This window comes from Bradyrhizobium zhanjiangense, assembly GCF_004114935.1.
Classification (GTDB): domain Bacteria; phylum Pseudomonadota; class Alphaproteobacteria; order Rhizobiales; family Xanthobacteraceae; genus Bradyrhizobium; species Bradyrhizobium zhanjiangense.
In genome coordinates this window covers 1,829,337-1,848,389 of record NZ_CP022221.1, presented here as the reverse complement: position 1 = coordinate 1,848,389, position 19,053 = coordinate 1,829,337, and the positions used below count along the sequence as shown (strand labels likewise).

The 19,053-nt window shown below is 61.1% G+C and carries 19 protein-coding genes, 1 tRNA gene and 2 pseudogenes; 11 read left to right on the top strand and 11 right to left on the bottom strand.

Annotated elements, in window-relative coordinates:
• Positions 1 to 16 precede the first annotated feature (16 nt).
• Positions 17 to 394, top strand: coding sequence for a tautomerase family protein (locus tag XH85_RS08910; RefSeq protein ID WP_128931599.1), 378 nt, complete (start codon positions 17 to 19; stop codon positions 392 to 394).
• Between the two features lie 13 nt (positions 395 to 407).
• Here XH85_RS08910 and XH85_RS08905 read toward each other — a convergent pair whose 3' ends face one another.
• Both XH85_RS08905 and XH85_RS08900 read right to left on the bottom strand, forming a co-directional pair.
• On the bottom strand, positions 408 to 1,334 hold the full coding sequence (locus XH85_RS08905) for a CobW family GTP-binding protein (protein ID WP_128931598.1): 927 nt from the start codon (positions 1,332 to 1,334) through the stop codon (positions 408 to 410).
• 2 nt (positions 1,335 to 1,336) lie between these two features.
• Positions 1,337 to 2,827: an amidohydrolase family protein gene (locus tag XH85_RS08900; protein ID WP_245473542.1), complete on the bottom strand. Its 1,491-nt coding sequence runs from the start codon at positions 2,825 to 2,827 to the stop codon at positions 1,337 to 1,339.
• Between the two features lie 238 nt (positions 2,828 to 3,065).
• Here XH85_RS08900 and XH85_RS08895 point away from each other — a divergent pair, with 238 nt between their 5' ends.
• The gene (locus tag XH85_RS08895; RefSeq protein ID WP_128931596.1) at positions 3,066 to 3,800 is read left to right on the top strand and encodes an outer membrane protein; all 735 of its coding nucleotides are present in this window, start codon (positions 3,066 to 3,068) and stop codon (positions 3,798 to 3,800) included.
• Positions 3,801 to 3,869: 69 nt separating this feature from the next.
• Positions 3,870 to 4,164: pseudogene (locus XH85_RS46155) on the top strand (SOS response-associated peptidase); the annotation flags it as partial.
• Between the two features lie 524 nt (positions 4,165 to 4,688).
• Here the strand turns inward: XH85_RS46155 and XH85_RS08890 are convergent.
• Positions 4,689 to 4,874 carry a hypothetical protein gene (locus XH85_RS08890; RefSeq protein WP_164934995.1) on the bottom strand — a complete coding sequence of 62 codons (186 nt, stop codon included), beginning with the start codon at positions 4,872 to 4,874 and terminating at the stop codon, positions 4,689 to 4,691.
• 817 nt (positions 4,875 to 5,691) lie between these two features.
• Between XH85_RS08890 and XH85_RS08885 the strand changes: the two genes are divergently transcribed.
• Together XH85_RS08885 and XH85_RS08880 are read left to right on the top strand one after the other, a co-directional pair.
• Entirely contained in the window at positions 5,692 to 5,892 is a 201-nt protein-coding gene (locus XH85_RS08885; protein ID WP_128931594.1) for a hypothetical protein, read from the top strand.
• Positions 5,893 to 5,977: 85 nt separating this feature from the next.
• Positions 5,978 to 6,223, top strand: coding sequence for a DUF6894 family protein (locus XH85_RS08880; protein ID WP_128931593.1), 246 nt, complete (start codon positions 5,978 to 5,980; stop codon positions 6,221 to 6,223).
• A 50-nt stretch (positions 6,224 to 6,273) separates the two neighbouring features.
• Here the strand turns inward: XH85_RS08880 and XH85_RS08875 are convergent, their stop codons facing one another.
• The 4 genes from XH85_RS08875 to XH85_RS08860 all read right to left on the bottom strand — a co-directional run bounded on the left by XH85_RS08875 (position 6,274) and on the right by XH85_RS08860 (position 9,032).
• Positions 6,274 to 6,573, bottom strand: coding sequence for a DUF1330 domain-containing protein (locus XH85_RS08875; RefSeq protein ID WP_128931592.1), 300 nt, complete (start codon positions 6,571 to 6,573; stop codon positions 6,274 to 6,276).
• A 294-nt stretch (positions 6,574 to 6,867) separates the two neighbouring features.
• Positions 6,868 to 7,089, bottom strand: a complete 222-nt coding sequence (locus tag XH85_RS08870) for a hypothetical protein (protein WP_128931591.1) — start codon at positions 7,087 to 7,089, stop codon at positions 6,868 to 6,870.
• A gap of 515 nt (positions 7,090 to 7,604) precedes the next feature.
• Entirely contained in the window at positions 7,605 to 7,805 is a 201-nt protein-coding gene (locus XH85_RS08865; RefSeq protein ID WP_128931590.1) for a DUF6494 family protein, read from the bottom strand.
• 381 nt (positions 7,806 to 8,186) lie between these two features.
• Positions 8,187 to 9,032 carry a hypothetical protein gene (locus XH85_RS08860; RefSeq protein WP_128931589.1) on the bottom strand — a complete coding sequence of 282 codons (846 nt, stop codon included), beginning with the start codon at positions 9,030 to 9,032 and terminating at the stop codon, positions 8,187 to 8,189.
• Between the two features lie 98 nt (positions 9,033 to 9,130).
• On the opposite strand from XH85_RS08860, the gene XH85_RS08855 reads away from it, so the two are divergent.
• From XH85_RS08855 to groL, 3 genes are all read left to right on the top strand, one after another.
• Positions 9,131 to 9,628: a GNAT family N-acetyltransferase gene (locus XH85_RS08855; RefSeq protein ID WP_128931588.1), complete on the top strand. Its 498-nt coding sequence runs from the start codon at positions 9,131 to 9,133 to the stop codon at positions 9,626 to 9,628.
• Between the two features lie 186 nt (positions 9,629 to 9,814).
• Positions 9,815 to 10,840 (top strand): alpha/beta hydrolase, encoded by a 1,026-nt coding sequence (locus XH85_RS08850; RefSeq protein WP_128931587.1) that lies wholly within the window; start codon positions 9,815 to 9,817, stop codon positions 10,838 to 10,840.
• Positions 10,841 to 11,107: 267 nt separating this feature from the next.
• Complete coding sequence (gene groL, locus XH85_RS08845) at positions 11,108 to 12,733, top strand: chaperonin GroEL (RefSeq protein ID WP_128931586.1); 1,626 nt, start codon at positions 11,108 to 11,110, stop codon at positions 12,731 to 12,733.
• A 41-nt stretch (positions 12,734 to 12,774) separates the two neighbouring features.
• Here groL and XH85_RS08840 read toward each other — a convergent pair whose 3' ends face one another.
• The gene (locus XH85_RS08840; RefSeq protein WP_027575249.1) at positions 12,775 to 13,071 is read right to left on the bottom strand and encodes a hypothetical protein; all 297 of its coding nucleotides are present in this window, start codon (positions 13,069 to 13,071) and stop codon (positions 12,775 to 12,777) included.
• Positions 13,072 to 13,949: 878 nt separating this feature from the next.
• Between XH85_RS08840 and acs the strand changes: the two genes are divergently transcribed.
• Positions 13,950 to 15,977 (top strand): acetate--CoA ligase, encoded by a 2,028-nt coding sequence (acs, locus tag XH85_RS08835; protein ID WP_128931585.1) that lies wholly within the window; start codon positions 13,950 to 13,952, stop codon positions 15,975 to 15,977.
• A gap of 56 nt (positions 15,978 to 16,033) precedes the next feature.
• Positions 16,034 to 16,303 carry a hypothetical protein gene (locus tag XH85_RS08830; RefSeq protein WP_128931584.1) on the top strand — a complete coding sequence of 90 codons (270 nt, stop codon included), beginning with the start codon at positions 16,034 to 16,036 and terminating at the stop codon, positions 16,301 to 16,303.
• Positions 16,304 to 16,435: 132 nt separating this feature from the next.
• Here XH85_RS08830 and XH85_RS44820 read toward each other — a convergent pair.
• Positions 16,436 to 16,507 (bottom strand) — tRNA-Glu (locus XH85_RS44820).
• Between the two features lie 125 nt (positions 16,508 to 16,632).
• Between XH85_RS44820 and XH85_RS08825 the strand changes: the two are divergent.
• Positions 16,633 to 18,007: pseudogene (locus tag XH85_RS08825) on the top strand (tyrosine-type recombinase/integrase).
• 184 nt (positions 18,008 to 18,191) lie between these two features.
• Here XH85_RS08825 and XH85_RS47810 read toward each other — a convergent pair.
• Positions 18,192 to 18,431, bottom strand: coding sequence for an excisionase family DNA-binding protein (locus XH85_RS47810; protein ID WP_128937165.1), 240 nt, complete (start codon positions 18,429 to 18,431; stop codon positions 18,192 to 18,194).
• A gap of 427 nt (positions 18,432 to 18,858) precedes the next feature.
• Positions 18,859 to 19,032 (bottom strand): hypothetical protein, encoded by a 174-nt coding sequence (locus XH85_RS44815; RefSeq protein ID WP_164940667.1) that lies wholly within the window; start codon positions 19,030 to 19,032, stop codon positions 18,859 to 18,861.
• Positions 19,033 to 19,053 lie beyond the last annotated feature (21 nt).

Below are 19,053 nucleotides of genomic sequence, written 5' to 3'. Positions count from 1 at the left end.
CAAAAAGGGAATCCCGATGCCTCTGCTCCACATCTCGATGCGCGCCGGCAAGCCGGAAGCCTACCGGCAGGCGATCCTCGACGGCCTCTACCGCGCCATGCGCGAGGCGCTGAACGTGCCCGAGGGCGACCAATTCATGACCATCAGTGAGCTCGAGCCCGCGAACTTCCGCTGCGGCAACGCCTACGGCGTCGAGCGCAGCGACGATGCCGTGCTGATCCAGATCACGGTGTTCGCCTCGCGCACCGCCGAGCAGAAGGCGGCACTGTATCGCCGGATCGCGGACGTGCTCGGCGAAAATCCCGGCATCCGCCCCGAGGACGTCTTCGTGAACGTGCTCGATGCGCCCAAGGAGAACTGGTCCGTCGGAAACGGAATCGCGCAGTTTGCGTGAGGCGGCTACAGCTTCAGCTCCCAACGCACGCCTCCATGATTTCATCGAGCTCCGCCTTGGAGAGCACGCCGAGCTCGGCGATGAAGACGATCCGCGTCCGCGCCGAGCCCGGCGCCGGCGCATCGGCCGGCGCCAGAGTGGCGCGGCCGGCGGCAAACTGAAACACCACCTGGCGGCCGGGCTGCTCGACGCTCTCGAACAGGCCTTTGGCGCGCGCCAGTTTTGGTGCGAGCTGGCCGATGGCCTGCTGCAAACGCGGCAACGAGATGGGCTGGTCCGATGTCCAGCTCAGCGTCTCGAAGCGCTCTTCCGCCGGCCGTCGCGGCGCCACCTCGCGCGGGGCGGGCGCGCGGTCGACATTCGCGGGAAACAGCAACGCGGCAGGAATCTCGCCGTGGTATGCATCGACCACCACGGCAGGGACGCGCTGGGCGCGGATCGCCTCGCGCATCCGTAGCCCCGCGCCCTCATTCGCCAGATCCAGCTTGCTCAGCGCCACGATATCGGCGACCCGCAGCTGCGACCGCTGGAGCGCATCCTCCAGGGCCGCCGGCGGCGCCGTCGCATCCAGCACGCAGAGCACGGTTTCGAGCGGCGCTTCGCGCAGGATCACCGGGTCCATGAGATTGCGCACGATGTCGGCGGGATCGGCGACGCCGCTGGTTTCGATGACGATGTAGTCCGGCTTCGGATCACGCCGCAGCAGCGTCGAGAGCGTGCGCAAGAGATCGCCTTCGAGCGAGCAGCAGATGCAGCCATTGGCGAGGCTGACCACGCCGTCGCTAGCACCGGCGATCAGCTCCGCATCGATATTGATCGCGCCGAAATCGTTGACCACGGCGGCGATGCGTCGCCCGTCTGCGTGCGCCAGCAGATGATTCACGACCGTGGTCTTGCCCGCCCCCAGAAAGCCCGTCACCAGGAGGATGGGGACCGGCATGATCAGCTCCCGACGACGGGCCGGCGCACGGGGCGGCCCGGCCGCGCCGCCACATCAAGCACGCCGTCACTGATCAGCACCTGGCCGCTGACGATTAGATGCCGCACGCCCTCGGAGGGACGGTTCATCGCTGTGAAGGTCGCGCGATCCGACAGCTTCTCGTAGTCGAACACGACGATGTCGGCGTCCGCGTCCTTCGCGAGCCTGCCTTTGGCGCGCATCGCGGGCGTGCTCTGCGACAAGATCTCCGCGGGAATCAGCGCGCATTTGCGCACGCCTTCGAGCAGTGACACGGCCTTGCGCTCGCGCACCCATTCGCGGATGAACTTTGTGAAGCAGCCCGCCGAGCGCGGGTGCGAGGTGGCGTCATTCGGCAACGGCCAGGCATCGCCGGTGTAGGTCGAGCCGTCGGGCAGCGTCCACGGCATCGCGTCGGACGCGATCGCACCGCCGGGATAGAGCACCGACATGTCGAGCAGGTCGCGGTGATGCGCATTGTTCTCGGTGTCGAGGATGTGCCAGAGCACCAGCGAGGACGGCTCTTCGGCCTGCGCCTTGAGCAGCTCCTCGCGGTCGCGGAAGCGATGGCCGTCGGTCACCCGCTGCACCGAATCGTAGCCGGTGCCGTTGCGCTCGATGAATTCGGGATCGCTGAAGAAGGCGGCGGCCAGCACGGTCGAGCCGGTGCCGTAAGGATAAGCCTCGACCGTGATCGGCAGGCCCTGCGCCTGCGCCTTCTCGACCAGCACGCGGCAGCGCTCGATGTCGGTCTTGCTCGACGAATTGAAATGGCAGATGTGCATATGCGCGCCGGTGGCGCCGGCATAGCCGATCAGGCGGATATAGGCTTCCGCCGCGCTCTCAGGGTCGATGCGCGACATGAAGGCGACGTGGGTGAAGGTCGGCACGTCCTTTGCGGCGGCGAGCTGGCAGACCGCGGTCAGCTCCTGCACGCCGGCGCCCGGAGCGTAGGCGTTCAAAATGCCGATGCCGATGCCGCCTTCGTTGAGGCCACGCGAAAGGCGCTCGAGGATGCCGGCGACCTCCGCATCGGTCGCGACGTTCTCGATCCAGCGGCGGTCGCGCATGGCATTGCCGAACGCTTCCAGCGAACTCTCCGCATTGGAGCCCGTCATCGCGCCGATGCGCGCAAACGCCCAGTTGGCGGCGGCGCCATAGTTCAGCACGCGTCCCTTCCTGGCCTGGCGCTCATACCAGGATGCGACCGGCAGCACCCCGGCCTCGAGATCGAGCGTCGTCGTCACGCCGTCGAACGCCTGCATGCGGTCGGCCGGGAGCGACTGGCCATGCGCGTGCAGATCGATGAAGCCGGGCGCGACCACAAGGCCGGTGGCGTCGATCGCCCGCTCGGCGCCGCCGAGCGAGGAGCCGACTGCGGCGATCTTGCCGTCCACCACCGCCACATCGCCGATGGCGTCCATTCCGCTGGCGGGATCCACCACCCGGCCGCCAGAGATCACCAAGCCGCTCATATCAAAACTCCTCCGCGCTGATATCGCATCAAGGCAGATTCCGGGGGCAACGACCACCTCCACTGCGGCCGATGCATCATGCTCACACGGAAGATCATTTGGCAGGCAGACCGCAGACGCGCGTTCGCAGCCTCGCGGCATGTTTTGCCCGAGCTGTGCTCTTCTCTTCGCACCCTAAGAAAGGGCGCAGGGAAGGCCGGGCGCCGGCTGGCACCCATAAGACCCCTGCGCTGAACGAATGCACACGCAATGCACAGGGGAGACACAGGGCAGCCGAAACCAGGCCTTCCCTGCGCGATGGTTTGACGGCCTATGCCGCGCTCTCCCGGGAGCCGAGTTCCTTCTGGCCTCCCTCACCTGCATCAATGGTGGTGGCGGCTCCGCCCATAAGTGCTGGGATCTGATCAATGTCGGTGGCGTGCCCATTGCTCCGCCCGTTTCCTTGGGGTGCCACGATGCAACCGGGGGCACGGTCGGCGGTCAGATCGGCTACCGCTGGCAGACGGCGGGCTGGGTGTTCGGGGTGGAGGCGCAGGGCAACTGGGCTGATTTCAAGGGGTCCAACGCCAACCTCGCCGCCCCGGACATCCAGAGTGAAACCAAGATCGATGCGTTCGGCCTGTTCACAGGTCAAGTTGGCTATGCCTGGAATAACGTGCTGCTCTATGTGAAAGGCGGTGCAGCGGTCGTCAGCGACAAATACAGAGCTTTCGATATTCCGACCGGGCTGACTATCGTCAGCGGAAGCGAAACCCGCTGGGGTGGTGCGGTGGGGGCCGGCCTCGAATTTAGCTTCGCCCCGAACTGGTCCGTCGGCGTTGAATACGACCACCTGTTTATGGGCGATAGAGACGTGAACTTCGTGGACGCTGCGGGCGCTGTTGCTGCAACCGCCCGTATTGGTCAGGACGTCGACATCGGTTTGGTCCGTGTGAACTACCGCTGGGGCGGCCCGGTCGTCGCGAAATACTGACTTGCGTTACAAACACAAGCCATCGGTCGCCCATGCCGACGCTAGCCGGAGACATGCGGCCCGGTTCTCGCTGAGAACGATGACCGGCCGCTGTTGCCCGGCATGCGGACCGAGTTCAAGGGCGATCGGGGTACCAAGTCCAAGCCAATCCCCGGACCACACTTGGTCTACGGGTTCTTGACCACAAATGCCAACGCCGTGGTCGCGCAAAGCCATGCCGGTCATACTGACCACCGACGAGGAGCGCGATGTTTGGATGCGCGCGCCATGGGACGAGGCGAAGGCATTGCAGCGCCCATTGCCGGACGATGCGCTCGGGATCGTATTGCGGGGGCCGGACAAGGAAGATCGCACGACGGCGTAGATGGGTTAGCCCTGACACTGGAAGAACTGGCAAAGATAGCTCGGAAGCTTTCGCCGATTGCATTATCGATGGATGACCAATCCCGAGCTTGCGCTGCGTTGGCAGCATAGAGGCCCGCCGCTACGTCGAGGACCTATACCACTCACTCCTCCGCCATGGAGTGGAGGAAGCCGAGCACTGGCCTCCCGATGTTACGGCGAATGGTCAAAATCGTGTCGCTGCTCCTTGCGGGCTGATCGAGGTGGCCGCCTCTGCTGACCTGATCGGCCAAGCCAGCATCATCGATGGCGACGCGATAGAACTCTACGGCACCCGCATCCGCCTTTGGGGCATCGACGCGCTAGAGAGCAGCCAGCGTAGCCGGGGGTCATGATTGCCGCACGCAAGCGCCGCGCCCTTGCGCCGCCTACCAAGCCCCGAGAGCCATCAAAAAGATAATGGTGAGGGACGAGCCGCAAGCGACTATGACAGTATAACATTCGGGCGTGTTCATTGTTGCCTCCCGAGCCATCGCCGCTCGATACTTATTGCGGCATCGAGAAACTGATTTCGTGCTGCGTGTCTGTCCTGCCGAGACTGCCCTGATCAGCACGATCATAATCGGCTTCTAGGCTTTCAGGATTTTGTCCCGCAATCAGAAGCTGTTTCCGCATTTCAGCGAGGCGGGCGCGGCAGTATTCGCGGTAGAGCAAGTCGAATATGGCGGGCATGGAGGCCCCCACCGTTTGAGTATCGCTATGAGATATTCCACACGGATTTTCGGATAATCTAAGCCCCAGCGATGCTGTCCGATGTGAGCCCATCCACAGGCTGCGCCAATCTCAAAGAAAATGATCGGCTGACGTGCTTGTCGGTGCAAAACGGAACAGGGCTAGTTACCTAAAATCGAGTATAGCAGGCTTCTGTTTCAGCAAAACTTCGTCAAACAACTCAAGATCGCTGCTGCGCGAATAAAAATCCAACTACAGCGCGAAATGATTTACCACTGGATGCAAGCACCGTTGGCTGCAACGCCGCCCTTTAGCCACCGGACCGAAGCAAGAATGGATCGACCGACGCAGCTAGTCGGTCTGCCACTTGCATGTTCGGCGTCGACTGCTTTTCGGTAGGCAGCGAGCGGAGAGAACTGGCGGCCAGCCCGGTACAAGCGACAAGAACGGCTATTGCTACCGCAGCGAGATATTCGGTTCTCATCTTGTCCCCTCCCTTCATAGCCAGGAATTAACCGGGCGCTCTTAGAAATGGTTCCGGGTGCTGTTCGTTTCCTGGTTCGATGAACCCTGCGCCGCGATCCCAAGGGAACGAAAGCGCCTGTCAAGGCTTTGGCAGAACACGAGGCCGTCGCTCGCCGGTCCTAACACGGCGCAGATCGCGGGATAGCCAAAGGTCGCGGCCACCGACCCGCTATGCTCAATGCAGGCGCTCGCGTAGATAGCCAAAAGCGGCGGTCTCCGGTTCCACCAGTAGAGGGCAGCCGTGCTCGCAGGCGGAGAAGCTGCGAAAAAGGGGTAGGCACGGAGGTCCGTTGTGCCCCGCCGCATCGACATAGACCATAAACACAGCCGAGCAATTGCTAAAGAAATCGGCGAGAAATTGCGCGCGACGCTAAAGCCTGAGCCGGACCAACCGGAGAGCCTAAAAACGCAGATCGAACGGCTGCGGAAATTGGAGGAGCGCTCACCGTCGATCGTCCCCGGTACCGAGCATGGGAACAAATCTCGCCGTTGAACCGTCTGCGAGGTTCCAAACAATTCGATAAGGAACACCTCCGGTGCACTGCTTTGGGCTTGGAAGAAATACGGAATGCCGAGCCATGCCACGTTACTTTTTCGATTTGCGCGACGAAAACGAACTGATCCGCGATGAGGAGGGATTGGAACTTTCTGGCTTCCCCGCCGTACAAGCGGAGGCGGCGAAGTCACTTGCCGATATGGCGAGAGATGCGGTGCCCACCTCCCGCCTTCCGGCCCCCGGCAAGCGCCACATGGCGATCGAGGTTCGGGATGGCTCCAGTCCGGTGTTGCAGGTGAAGTTCACCCTTGAGGTCGAGCCGCTATAGCAGTGAGGCCGCGCAAACGGGCTTTATCGGAGAATTCAAGGATGTGTAGGCTACGCGCCCTCAAGCGTGATCAGCATATCGAGATCACTCGTGCTCTCTTTGCGTAATTTTATGAGTGGCTGATACTCTGGCGAGTTGTACCACGCGTCGAGCGATTGCTTGTCGGGGAACTCGATGATCACCACGCGGTCTGGCTCCCAGTGACCGCCTTCGGGGAATTGATGCGCGCCGCCCTTGGTCAGATAATGCCCGCCATATTTTTCGATCATCGGCCCGACCTTGACCCGGTACTCCTCGAATACGGCGGGCTCGGTGATGAGGTGCTCAGCGATCACGTAAGCCTTCGGCATGGCCGCTCTCCGGCATCGTCTCCGGCCAGAAGCGTATCACGGATCGGGGTTCTATCCCAAAGTGGAGAGCCGCGAGCTCCGGCGGATGCGGACCATTCAGAACATCCCGATCAAAATAAAAAGGCCGATCTCGACCATGAAGGTAACGGCCATGATTGCGACCGTGAGAAACACATCACCTACCGGGAGAGGGGTCATGGCGCGCCTCGCACGTTGCGAAGCCCCGAAGCCCAATAGCCAACCCCCCGATGTCGGGAATGTTTCGGTTCCAAGCGGTCTTAGGCCGAGATGCGCCTAGCGCATTTCGAGTTCGCTGATCGCCTGCGCTGAAATCAGTGCAGGATCTTTGATCCCGGTTTGGGCGAACTTGATGATTGTCTTCGCCACCAATTCCGTGAGCGGATCGTCGCGATCCTTAACGCAGAGGGCACGTAACGTTTGTTCGTAAGCCTTTGTAATACAGGCAATCTCTTTCGGTGCCATACCGTGGGTTTGCAAATGTAGGTAGATAGCCATGTCTGCCCTCCAGCACGCCTCCGACGTCGCATAATACCATGGAACCGGAGCTTATCGACGCCCGCCGGACGTCGAGCCGAGCGGCGCGATCAAAGCACGTTCTCAGTAATTCTACTGATAATAGAACAAATCCAGCACCCTACTTGCGCGGGTCCTGTGAGCGTCAAAAAAGAGGCGCGGGGACGCGCGACCGCCCCCTCGCGGATATTTCGCCCGGGCGATTTTGCAGTTTGATTACGTGGGAGCGCCGCCTGTGCGCTGTCGGCGGGGGCCTATCGAGGGACGCGCAGGCTTGCGTAAAGCCCGGTAAACGGCTCCTACCTCCATTTACCGGGGCAAACAACAATTGGCGGTCGCTTCGGTACGAGAAATCTCGACGACCTCGCCGATCAGCTCGCGAGGTGACTGCACACTCATGAGGTCGGGTCAGTGGACCGTAGCGGACTTGATGTGCTCAGCCTGAGTTCTTCGTATTTTGACCCTGAACGGACGTTGGGTCGCAGCGTGTGCCCTCGTCAGAGTGCGACTGTTTCCTCGACAACATGTTTCAGCGGCGTCCCCTCAGCGGACAGGGTCATTCGAAGTTTGAGCTCGCCACCTTTCACCGCCCCGCTACGCACTAGGTTCTCGATTTCACGCTGCGATGTAACTCCGACATGCTTCAGAAACTTACGGATAGCCATATTGAAGCGGTCTTCATCTAACTCGGCGGTCATGGCTTTTCTCCCTGATCGGCTGGACAAAGTCTAACACATTGGCGATCCCGTGTTTACAGCCCCCAAGTCCCGGACTAGGGATCAATGATCGCGACGTTCATCGGCGGCTTGCTTCTGGGCATCGTGCCGAGTTCAAGGTTTGACGACACGAGTAAGCCGCCTCGCTTCGCGGCGTCGCTCGTCAGAATGTCGCCTGTTGCCCGAAGCGGAAGTTGCGGAATGTTTGCTCTTGCGCCGCTGTTGGACCTTAAGCGGACACAGCACGCTCTTGCGAGGCGCTGCACTCGACAGATGCGCGGCGGACAGGAGCCTATCCACCGCGCCGAACGCGCCGCCTGCCGTGCTCGACGCGACCGGCGGCGCATCGCGGAAACCTAGCCCTCATCCTTGCTCGGGGATCAGTGTCACCCCGAGCAGCGCCTCGGGAGCGAGATCCAGGCGGAGTGAGATCGGCCCGCCGTCGGTGGCTTGCTGCCAACATAGCTCGGCTTCCTCGCGCTCGATGCTCAGACGATCGGCGAGGATTTCCGCCTCCGCATGGCGGCGCTGATCGGCGTCCAAGGCATTGGCGTCGTCGGCCGTCGTGTCGATCTCGGCGTCCAGCCTGCGGATCAACTCGTCCTGATGCAGCCACGCGAGCAACGCGAGCGTGTCCGGAATTTCGGAAAACGCGATCGCCTCAGGCGCAACGTTGAGAACCCGAGCCGGGATGCTTCGCGTCGCGAACGCGACCGGCTCGCCGTGATCGACAAGGTGATGCGCGAGCGGCCGACCGGCTTCCGCCATCGACGCAATCTGTGCCCGCATGCGCTCTCGCGCGAGCGCGCTCGGCCACGGCGCGGCACGGACCCGATCGAGATCGGCTTGCAGTTCCCGCCCACGACGCCGAAGGCGCTCGACGGCATCGGCGATGCTCTCGCCCTTTTTCAGTTGCGACGGCTCGACCGGATACATCGCGATCTTCATGCTGGCGGACGCGGTCTTGATCCAAGTCTCCGCCGCGTTGACTAGAGCCGCGAGGACACGCGGCCGCGCGCCGTGCTGCTCCTCCAACCGCTTGAGCCGCGCAAGCTCGGCGTCCTGCTTCGTCAGCGCCGCCCGTTCGACGATGACGAGCGGATCGTCGTCACCCAAGTTGTGGCCGGGCTCGGTGAGGCCCTTGCCCACGCCGCGCGCCGCGCGCAGTTGGGAGATGCGATTGCGGCGGTGCTGGACCTCCGTATGCATTTCTTGCCACCGCTCGAAAGCGGTGCGCGCGAGGATAGCCGCCTCGTCCTGTTCTTGCCGCAGCCTATGAAAAAAACTCGGGCAAGAGGCGCTGAGGCTTGGCGATCTCCGCCCCCCAACCGCTGACGCCGGCTCATCATCTCGACCAGTTCTCCTGCGGCAAGCCGTCCCTTGACCGATGGCTCAAAACGCGGGCGCTATCGAACCAGGAGAAAGGCTTTACCGCCGTCATGGTGGTCCACGAGATGAATCGGGTGGTCGGCTACTACGGCCTAGCGCCGACGGCAATCATCCCCTCGTCTCTGCCGCGGTCGATACGGACGGGGCAGCCGCCCGACCCCGTGCCCTGCCTGCTGCTGGGACAGCTTGCGACCGATGAGAATTGGATCGGCAAGGGAATTGGCACCGGCCTGGTCAAGCATGCGCTCCAGCGATGCATCACGGCCGCAGGCCTGATTGGAGGACGCGCGCTGATCGTCAACGCGGTCGATGCCGACGCTGCCGCGTTCTGGACACGGCGAGGATTCGTTGCCTCAAAGGACGATGCGCTCGTTCTCTTCAGATCCATCGCCGACATTGCGGCATCGCTTCGCTAGAAGAGCCAAGAGGCCATCGCGCCGAGAACGGGGAAGTGCGGGTCAGTCAGCAGCGCAGAGGCAGAACTCGTTCGGACACCATGTCTACGCAACCGCGACGCTACTCCGCCGTCTTCTTGCCCCCATTGTCATTCAGGGAGCTAGGCGGGGCGGCGTTACGGTGGGCAAAGTTCCCAAAGGTTCCGTGTGATCGTCCGACGTCTTCTGCAACGCGACTCCGGTCGTTCTGTTTCGCGCCGCGCTCTCCTCGGCGGACTTGTATCGGCAGGGGGTGCCCTCGCGCTCGGCGGATGCGCCGGCTTGGGTGCGACCGGCGCGCGCTTCGACGCGTCGTCTCTTTCCGTTGACCCCACATTGCTTGTCACCACCACGCGCAAGCCCGTGAACGGCGGTCGCGCGAAACCTTGGTTCGGGCCGGAGCGTGCGACGAGCATGACGGTCGCGCGGGCGAAGCTGGTGGCCCCGGACGAGAGCCGACTTTCTCTCGCCTCGGTTGGACTTGACGATTGGCGTCTTGATCGGATCGAGCCGGTGTCGGCCGACGCCGGCGATCTCGCTGCGCAGGCCGGCGCAGGGGACGTGTTGATCTATGTGCACGGCTTCAAGCAGACATTCGAGACGGCGGTGCTGGATGCCGCCCATCTCTCCGATGGGATCAAGTTCCGCGGCCGGACCATGGTGTTCTCCTGGCCCTCCAAGGCCGGACTGTTCGACTATGCCTATGACCGCGACAGCGCGATGTGGTCCCGCGACGCTTTCGAACGCGTGCTTTCCGCGCTCGTATCGAATCCAACCGGCGGCCGCGTGCACATCGTTGCGCACAGCATGGGAACCATGCTGACGCTCGAAAGCCTGCGTCAGCTCTATGCCCGTTATGGCGACACCGTCACGAGCAAGATCGGCGCGGTAGTGTTTGCCTCGCCTGATATCGACATGGACGTGTTCTCGTCGTCGATCCAGCGCATCGGTCCGCTGACCGGCAAGATCACCGTGATTGCCTCGACCAACGATCGCGCGCTGGCGCTGTCGGGACAGATCGCAGGCGGAATGACCAGGGTCGGCGCCGCCGAGAAGGCTGCCATCGCGCAACTGGGCGTGCGCGTGGTCGATGCTTCCCAGGAAGGCTGGGGCATCATCAATCACGATCTGTTTCTGTCGAATGCGGAAGTGCAGCGGGTGATCCGCCGCTCGATCGACGGCACGACCGCGTAAGAGAGCGCCTGCGCCGAGCGAAGCGAAAGCTTGCTCCTGCGCATGCCCGTTGCGGCTCGGCGGGCGGAACAATCAATCGGGAATCAGCGGAAGGTTGGCTTCGAGAAATGGCGCGCCACTCAGAACAAAATGCGAACTCCTACATAATTGAAATTGCTGTATAATCCAGACGTAACCGACGGACGGTCAAGGGCGCCGGCTCCTGATCGAAGACGACCTGAGACCGCTTGCTCAGCTTAAGGGGAGGAGTGAAGGGAGGTTCGCATCATGGTTGCCAAGGATTTGAAATTCGCGACCGAAGCGCGTGAACGGATGCTGCGGGGCATTGATACGCTGGCGAATGCCGTCAAGGTCACGCTCGGTCCCAAGGGGCGCAATGTGGTGATCGAAAGATCGTTCGGCGCGCCGCGTATCACCAAGGACGGTATCACCGTCGCCAAGGAGATCGAGCTTGAGGACAGGTTCGAGAACATGGGCGCCCAGATGGTGCGCGAGGTGGCGTCCAGGACCAGCGATGTCGCGGGCGACGGCACCACGACCGCAACCGTGCTCGCAGAAGCCATTGTCAAGGAAGGCGCCAAGTCGGTCGCCGCAGGCATGAATCCGATGGACCTCAAGCGCGGCATCGATCTTGCGGTGGACGCGATCGTGCATGACCTGAAGTCTCATGCGAGGAAGGTGACGGCTAACGAGGAGATCGCTCAGGTCGCCACCATCTCGGCGAATGGCGACGCCGAGATAGGCAAGTTCCTCGCCGACGCCATGAAGAAGGTCGGCAATGAGGGCGTCATTACGGTGGAAGAGGCAAAGAGCCTCAGCACCGAGCTCGAAATCGTCGAAGGCATGCAGTTCGACCGCGGCTACATCTCGCCCTATTTCGCCACCAATGCCGAAAAGATGCGCGTCGAGCTTGAGGACGTCTATCTGCTGATCCACGAGAAGAAGCTGTCTGTACTGCAGACCCTGCTTCCGCTCCTGGAGGCGGTGGCGCAATCGGGCAAGCCGCTTCTGATCGTCGCGGAGGATGTCGAAGGCGAAGCACTCGCAACGCTCCTGGTCAACAAGCTGCGTGGCGGCTTGAAGGTCGCCGCGGTGAAGGCGCCGGGTTTTGGCGATCGCCGCAAGGCGATGCTGGAAGACATTGCGATCCTGACCGGCGGCACCGCGATCTCCGAAGATATCGGCATCAAGCTCGAGAATGTCACGCTCGACATGCTCGGACGCGCCAAGAAGGTCGTGGTCGATAAGGAGAGCACGACCATCGTCGACGGCGCCGGTGCGAAAAAGGACATTGAAGCGCGCACGACGCAAATCAAGGTGCAGATCGAGGAGACCACCTCTGACTACGACCGCGAGAAACTCCAGGAGCGTTTGGCGAAGCTTGCCGGCGGGGTCGCGGTGATCCGCGTCGGCGGCGCAACTGAGGTCGAGGTCAAGGAGCGCAAGGACCGCGTCGACGACGCGCATCATGCAACGCGCGCAGCGGTCGAGGAAGGCATCCTTCCCGGCGGCGGCGTCGCCCTGCTGCGAGCGCAGAAGGCGCTCAAGGGCATGAGGACGGCCAATGCGGATCAGAAGGCAGGCGTCGAGATCGTGCGTCGCGCGCTGCGGATGCCAGCATGCCAGATCGCGGAGAACGCGGGTGAAGAGGGCTCGCTGGTCGTCAACAAGGTGCTTGAGAACGACAACTACAATTGGGGGTTCAATGCTGCGACCGGCGAATATCAGGACATGGTGAAGGCCGGCGTGATCGACCCCGCCAAGGTCGTGCGTACCGCGTTGCAGGATGCCTCCTCCATCGCCGCGCTCCTGATCACGACGGAAGCGCTGGTCGCCGAAAAGCCGAAGAAGGCCGAGACGCATGCGCCGGGCATGCCGCCAATGGATTTCTGACGGCAACCAGCCGCTCCCTTCCGGGCGCGATCAAGCGTGCATCAGGCTTGCTCTTGCAATACTGCGGCACCGAGTTCGTCGAAACGAAACAACTGAAAGATCCGCTGGCCATTGAAATCGAGGACCCTCAAGTCGTCTGTTTCGTGCAAATCGCTCTCGACCGCGTGGAAATGTCCGCCATAGCGCTCCTTCGCGAGATCAAGCGGCACATCGAAGGCGACAAACTTGCCGATTCCCTTGGCTTTGAGCCTGCCCAGGAACTTCGGATCGTGCAGCGTTCCGTGGGACGTGAGGACCAGCAACGGACCACTGGCCGTCAGCAGCAGAAAGGACCTCATCGATCAACTCCTTGGTCGTTGGTTTCATCAGCACCTATGCCGCGAACAAGGCCGCGGCAACCGTCGTGCTGGTGCGTATCGATGGATACATAAGAGCGAGCTGGCTCGACTGCACGGTTGCGATTGTTCAGAGAAGGGGGCGGCATCGTCTTCGGCACACTCAATCTGCGACCCGACCGCACCTGCGCTTCGGCGAACCGGACGGCAGCAGCCTATCGACAGTGTCGTCGAGAGCTGTACGCCGCGTGTCCTCATCCCAAGAGGGCGCCTTGTTTTCGAAGGCACGTCGGCGATGACCACCAGGCCTTTACCGGGCCTTTCGCGCTATCAGCCAGTCGAAGTTATTGCGGGGGGCATCAGGCTGGCTGCGGTACCGCAACCTGGTCTTGCCAGCAGAACAAAGGCAATGGCGCGCCACTCAGAATAAAACTGCGAACTCCTATGTGATTGAAATACCGACGTAATCCTGCCGCGCGAATTCTCCTCGGGGAAGGGCCGTCGATGGCGCAGTTAATATCCGTGCCAGGATTTGCCGCGCGGTAATACGTTTCACTCCTGCCTTCTGCGCCGCGCCAACTGCGGCTTTGAGGACCGCTGCATTGCAATAAGCGTCACCTCACTGTGCGAGGAGAGAAGAAGCAAGCCTCGCCAAGTCGACTGAAAGGATTTAAACTTGCAATCAGTTCATAACGCCCCGGCGTGGCGTTTAGCCTGAATTGCGCTTCCGCCACGGTATGGGGGAGTGCGGGATGATTGAATTTCTTCAACATGCATTGTTGAGACGGCCTCGCGCTACGAGCGCCGCCAGCGCTCGTCGGCGCGAGAGAACCACGCGCCCCTGTAATTTGGAGGCTACGTGATAACTTCGGAGGCAGCGTATGTCACAAAGTACAGCGGAAGTGTCGGAAGCCGAGATAGCGGTCCACTGGCAGGAAGAAAACTATGTCAACCCGCCAGAGAGATTCGTCGCGCAGGCCAACCTGACAGACAAAACGGTCTTTGATCGGTTCAGTCTCGACAACGTCCCGGACTGCTTCAAGGAGTACGCCGATCTCCTTCACTGGTACCGCCCCTGGGACATCACGCTTGACACGAGCAATCCGCCGTTCTGGCGATGGTTCGTCGGGGGCACGATCAACGCCAGTTACAACTGCATCGATCGCCATCTCCCCAAACACAAGAACAAGACCGCGATCCACTTCGTTCCCGAGCCGGAGCACGAAGCCATCCAGCACGTGACCTATCAGGAGCTCTATGTGCGCGTGAACGAGGTCGCCGCATTGTTGCGAGATGGCTGCGGTCTCAAGAAGGGTGACCGAGTCACGCTGCACATGCCCATGGTGCCGGAGCTTCCGATTACGATGCTCGCATGCGCGAGGCTCGGGGTCATTCACTCTCAGGTCTTTAGTGGCTTCAGCGGGAAAGCCACGGCAGATCGCATCGTCGATTCCGAAAGCCGTGTGCTGATCACAATGGACGCCTATTGCCGTGGCGGCCAGCTCCTCGATCACAAGGAGAAAGCCGACGTCGCTGTCAGCGAGGCGGAAAAGGAAGGCGTCAAGGTCGAGAAGGTGCTCGTGTGGCAGAGATACCCGGGCCGATATTCAAGCGCGACGCCATTGGTCAAGGGCCGCGATTTCGTCATGAACGAGATGTTGTCGGCCTATCGGCGGCGTCGGGTCGACCCTGTGGAAATACCTGCGGAAGATCCTCTGTTCCTGATGTACACGAGCGGCACCACCGGGAGGCCGAAGGGATGTCAGCACTCCACCGGTGGATACCTATCCTACGTCGCAGGAACATCGAGATACATTCAAGACATTCATCCGGAGGATGTCTATTGGTGCATGGCCGACATTGGCTGGATCACGGGTCATTCCTACATCGTCTATGGGCCGCTGGCGCTTGCCGCATCGTCGGTGGTGTACGAGGGGCTTCCTACCTATCCCGACGCGGGGCGCCCGTGGCGCATCGCCGAAGAGCTCGACGTCAATATCTTCCACACCTCGCCGACAGCGATACGCGCGCTTCGGCGCGCCGGGCCAGACGAGCCGCTGAAGTACAATCACCACTTCAAACATATGACCACTGTGGGCGAGCCCATCGAACCTGCAGTATGGAAATGGTACTATGAGGTGGTCGGCAAGGGCGAGGCGGCTATTGTTGACACCTGGTGGCAAACGGAGAACGGCGGCTTCCTGTGCAGTACGGTACCGGCTCTCTACCCGATGAAGCCGGGAAGCGCGGGGCCGGGCGTGCCCGGCATTCACCCGATCATCTATGACGAGGGAGGCGCCGAGATTCCACCGCGCTCTGGCCGTGCCGGAAACATCTGCATCCAGAACCCCTGGCCGGGCTCATTTCAGACGATCTGGAAAGACCCCGATCGCTTCGTCCAACAATACTACGCGCGCTACTGCAAGGACCGATCGAGCCGCGACTGGCGCGATTGGCCGTACATGGCCGGCGATGGCGCTCTGCAGGCGGCCGATGGCTACTATCGCATCCTGGGTCGAATCGACGATGTCATCAACGTAGCCGGGCATAGGCTTGGGACCAAGGAGATCGAGTCCGCCAGCCTGCTTGTTGACGAGATCGCCGAGGCGGCCGTGGTTCCTGCCAGGGACGAAATCAAAGGCAAAGTCCCTGATCTCTACGTGTCACTGAAGCCTGGGCTTGCCCCCAGCGAAGACATCCGCAAGCGAGTGGAAGACTCCGTGGTTCGTGAGATAGGGGCAATCGCTCGTCCGCGCCGCGTCGTGATGGTGCCCGATATGCCAAAGACCCGTTCCGGAAAGATCATGCGCCGTGTGCTTGCGGCGATTTCGAACAACGAGGATGCCGGCGACATCTCGACGCTGGCTAATCCCGAGATCGTCGATGAAATTCGAAAGATGGAATCCTAGTCCGCGGTTTTCGCGGCTTGTCCCGCGAAACGCGTCTTACAAAACACGGAGGAGCCATGGGAACCAACGAAGTAGAGGACGAAATAGTGGAATGCATCCGGCCATTGCTGGCGAGGTTCTCCGAGGATGAAAAGGTCGTGCGTCGGCTGGTGGCGACGAACGGAACCTTCGACGCGCTTTGCCACCAATATCGCCGCGTCATTGATCTCCTTAAAGCTTACGAGGCGAAAGCTGATCAAGAGGCGGAAATTGAGTGGCTCAAGAGGCGCCGGGCTGGTCTGGAAGAAGAACTGCTGACGCGCATTGAGGGATATCAGCCGCAGTAGCGCCGATCCTGCGAGGCGTGGGGGGCGTAGCAGTTGCGGACCGAGAGCTGAGTGTCCGGCGGACGACCGGGCCGCTGGCGCGCTTCAGCACAAGCCAATTGCGGCGCGACAGGACCTGATTGCGGTTGGCTTTGGCGCTCCCTAGGGGAATCGAACCCCTGTTTCAGCCTTGAGAGGGCTGGAAACACTTTCCGCCATGGTTCGCAGTCGTTCGTCATAATTCATAATATAGCCTTGTCAATAACTTAGGTAGAAGTCGTTCTTCGTCGTTCGGCTTTGTACGCCGATGCTTATTCGACGGATATTCGACGACTCCGGGTTCGCATGCCATGACAAAGACGCTCGCTGAGGCTCAGATCACGACTGCCAAGGCACGCTCGAAACTCGAGCTTGGCGTACATTGGCGTCGCCTCGATGCCGAGGCGCACCTTGGCTATCGCAAGGGCAAGCGGAGCGGCGTTTGGTTCGTGCGCTGGCGCAATCACCATGATGGGGCCAACTACAAGCAGGCGCCGGTCGGCATTGCCAACGACGTTAACGACAAACTTGCCGAAGGCACGCTGACTTTCGAGCAGGCGGTGACACAAGCGCGGGAACACGTCACCCGGTCCAGAATAGAAGCGGCGGCACAAGCCGCCGGACCGGCCCCCACCGTGCGGATGGCTGTAGAGACATATATCAGGGAACGTAATGCCCGTGACAGCCGAAGGGCCGGTCGCGAGGTTCGATCCGATGCTGGTCACCGCTTGCGGCGTTACGTTCTTGGTCAAGAGGAACGTGGTAGCCAGGAAGCCATTGAGGCCGCCCCGCTCGCCGCAGTGCATCTGCACGCGCTACGGGAAGATGATCTTTTGACGTGGCGCGAGGACCTTCCTGTAGAATTGAAGGCCACGACAAAACAGCGGCTAATAAATGACCTGAAGGCTGGGCTGAATGCAGCATGGCCTCGCCTGTCGGCAGAGCAAAAGAAGCTGAACCCAGCATTCCCTTCGATTGTGAAAGACGGGTTTAATGCTGAGCGCATCGATGATGATGATGAGACATCAGTCGCCCGAGACAACCAAGTCCTTTCGGATGCGCAAATAAGCACCCTACTTCAAGCCGCGCGCGAGATCGACGATGAGCAGGGATTTGAAGGCGACCTACATCGCATTGTCGTGTGCCTTGCAGCCACGGGCGCCCGATTTGCGCAGGCAAGACGGATGCGCGTCAGTGATGCACAACGGGAAGAGCAGCGCTTGATGGTACCAGGTTCCTACAAGGGACGTGTGGCAACGGTGGCTCCGTTCCAGTTCCGGTGGCGAAGATGTCATCGAAGTCCTCTTGCCAGCCATTTTAGATCGCCTAAACCAGGCGCCGTTGTTCGAGAGATGGAGCTACGAGCAGGAGGCCGGCAGCATCGTTTGGAGAAAGTCAGAACGCGGTCCTTGGAAGACGGCAGAACTTACTCGTCCGTGGCACGCCATCCGCGATCGCGCAGCACTACCAGAAGCCATTCCTTATGCGTTGCGACATTCCAGCATCGTTCGCGGCTTACGAAACCGACTCCCTATTCAACACGTTGCTAAGCTGCACAACACTTCCGTGAAAATGATCGAGCGGCATTACGCGAAATATATCTCAACGGCATTGGAAGATCTCGCTCGGGCGGCCGTTGTCCCCCTGGTCCCGCGGCACGCCGAAAATAGGGTTGGCCGCGGATGATCAATGGGACGCGCTCGCCAGGCGAATGCACACTCCTTAGTCGCTTCCACCACGCGACTGATATTATCAGGCTTCAAGACTCGAGGCTTTTCCGGACTGAGACGATAACCAAGGTAGGAGCCTATTCGCGATCGATACGGTAGCCGTGCCATAGGATCAGCATCCGCACCTGCTCGCGTGACCGTCATGAGGAGGCGCGAACCTGTCCAGGGTCGGCTGGTATCGCATTGACACCCACCAGAGCCAACAGGGATTGCACAATGACTAGACGACGGCGACCGATCGTCGTCGTGGTGACTCGACCATCCCCGATTAGTTCATAGATCTTGGTCCGCCCGAGACCTGTCGCTTCACAGGCCTCCGCGACGGTGCAGGTCAACCGCTGCGCAAACGGGAGGGGACGCAGATTGCTGGGCACCGGCATATCTGCGGCTGCACTACGTTCAACTTGGGCACTGCTTTCGAGGTCCTGACCACGGTGTATCAAGATTGCGTCTCCTCCATAATAGAACGAGCTAACCTGAGGCGCGCCGCATTCCACGTCAACGGAAGCAAAGGAGCAGAACGGAGGGCCTTAGCGAACGTCAGGAAGTGTCAGAAAAGACTCGGCTACGAAAGACAATGCAGACTTTTTTCGTAATTAATATTGCAGGAATCAGTGGCTGCGACGGCTCGCATTGCCCAGTTCTTGCCATTGGTTGAGCAACCCATTTAGCGCTTAGCGGCTCAGCTCCGCAGCCCTGCGAAGCCGAAGGTTACGAGTTCGACGACGTCACCGGCCGCATTGAAGGGATGTCAAGGTGGCGAAGACTGCTGGACGAAAGCGAAATCCGCGGTGTGGAATGCGGAGCTTATTCTGGAAATAATCCAAGCTGTTTGATGGCCATTTTGGATATCTCTGCCGGATCGCGGACACCAATGGCCCCGATTTCAATCACCTTTCTTGCGACCAAGTCAGCAAGGGGATCATCCCGGCGATCAATCAAGCTTAGCGATCGCAGCGCGTCATGGAACGCGAGGGTCAAAATCTATTTCGTCAGCCCGCA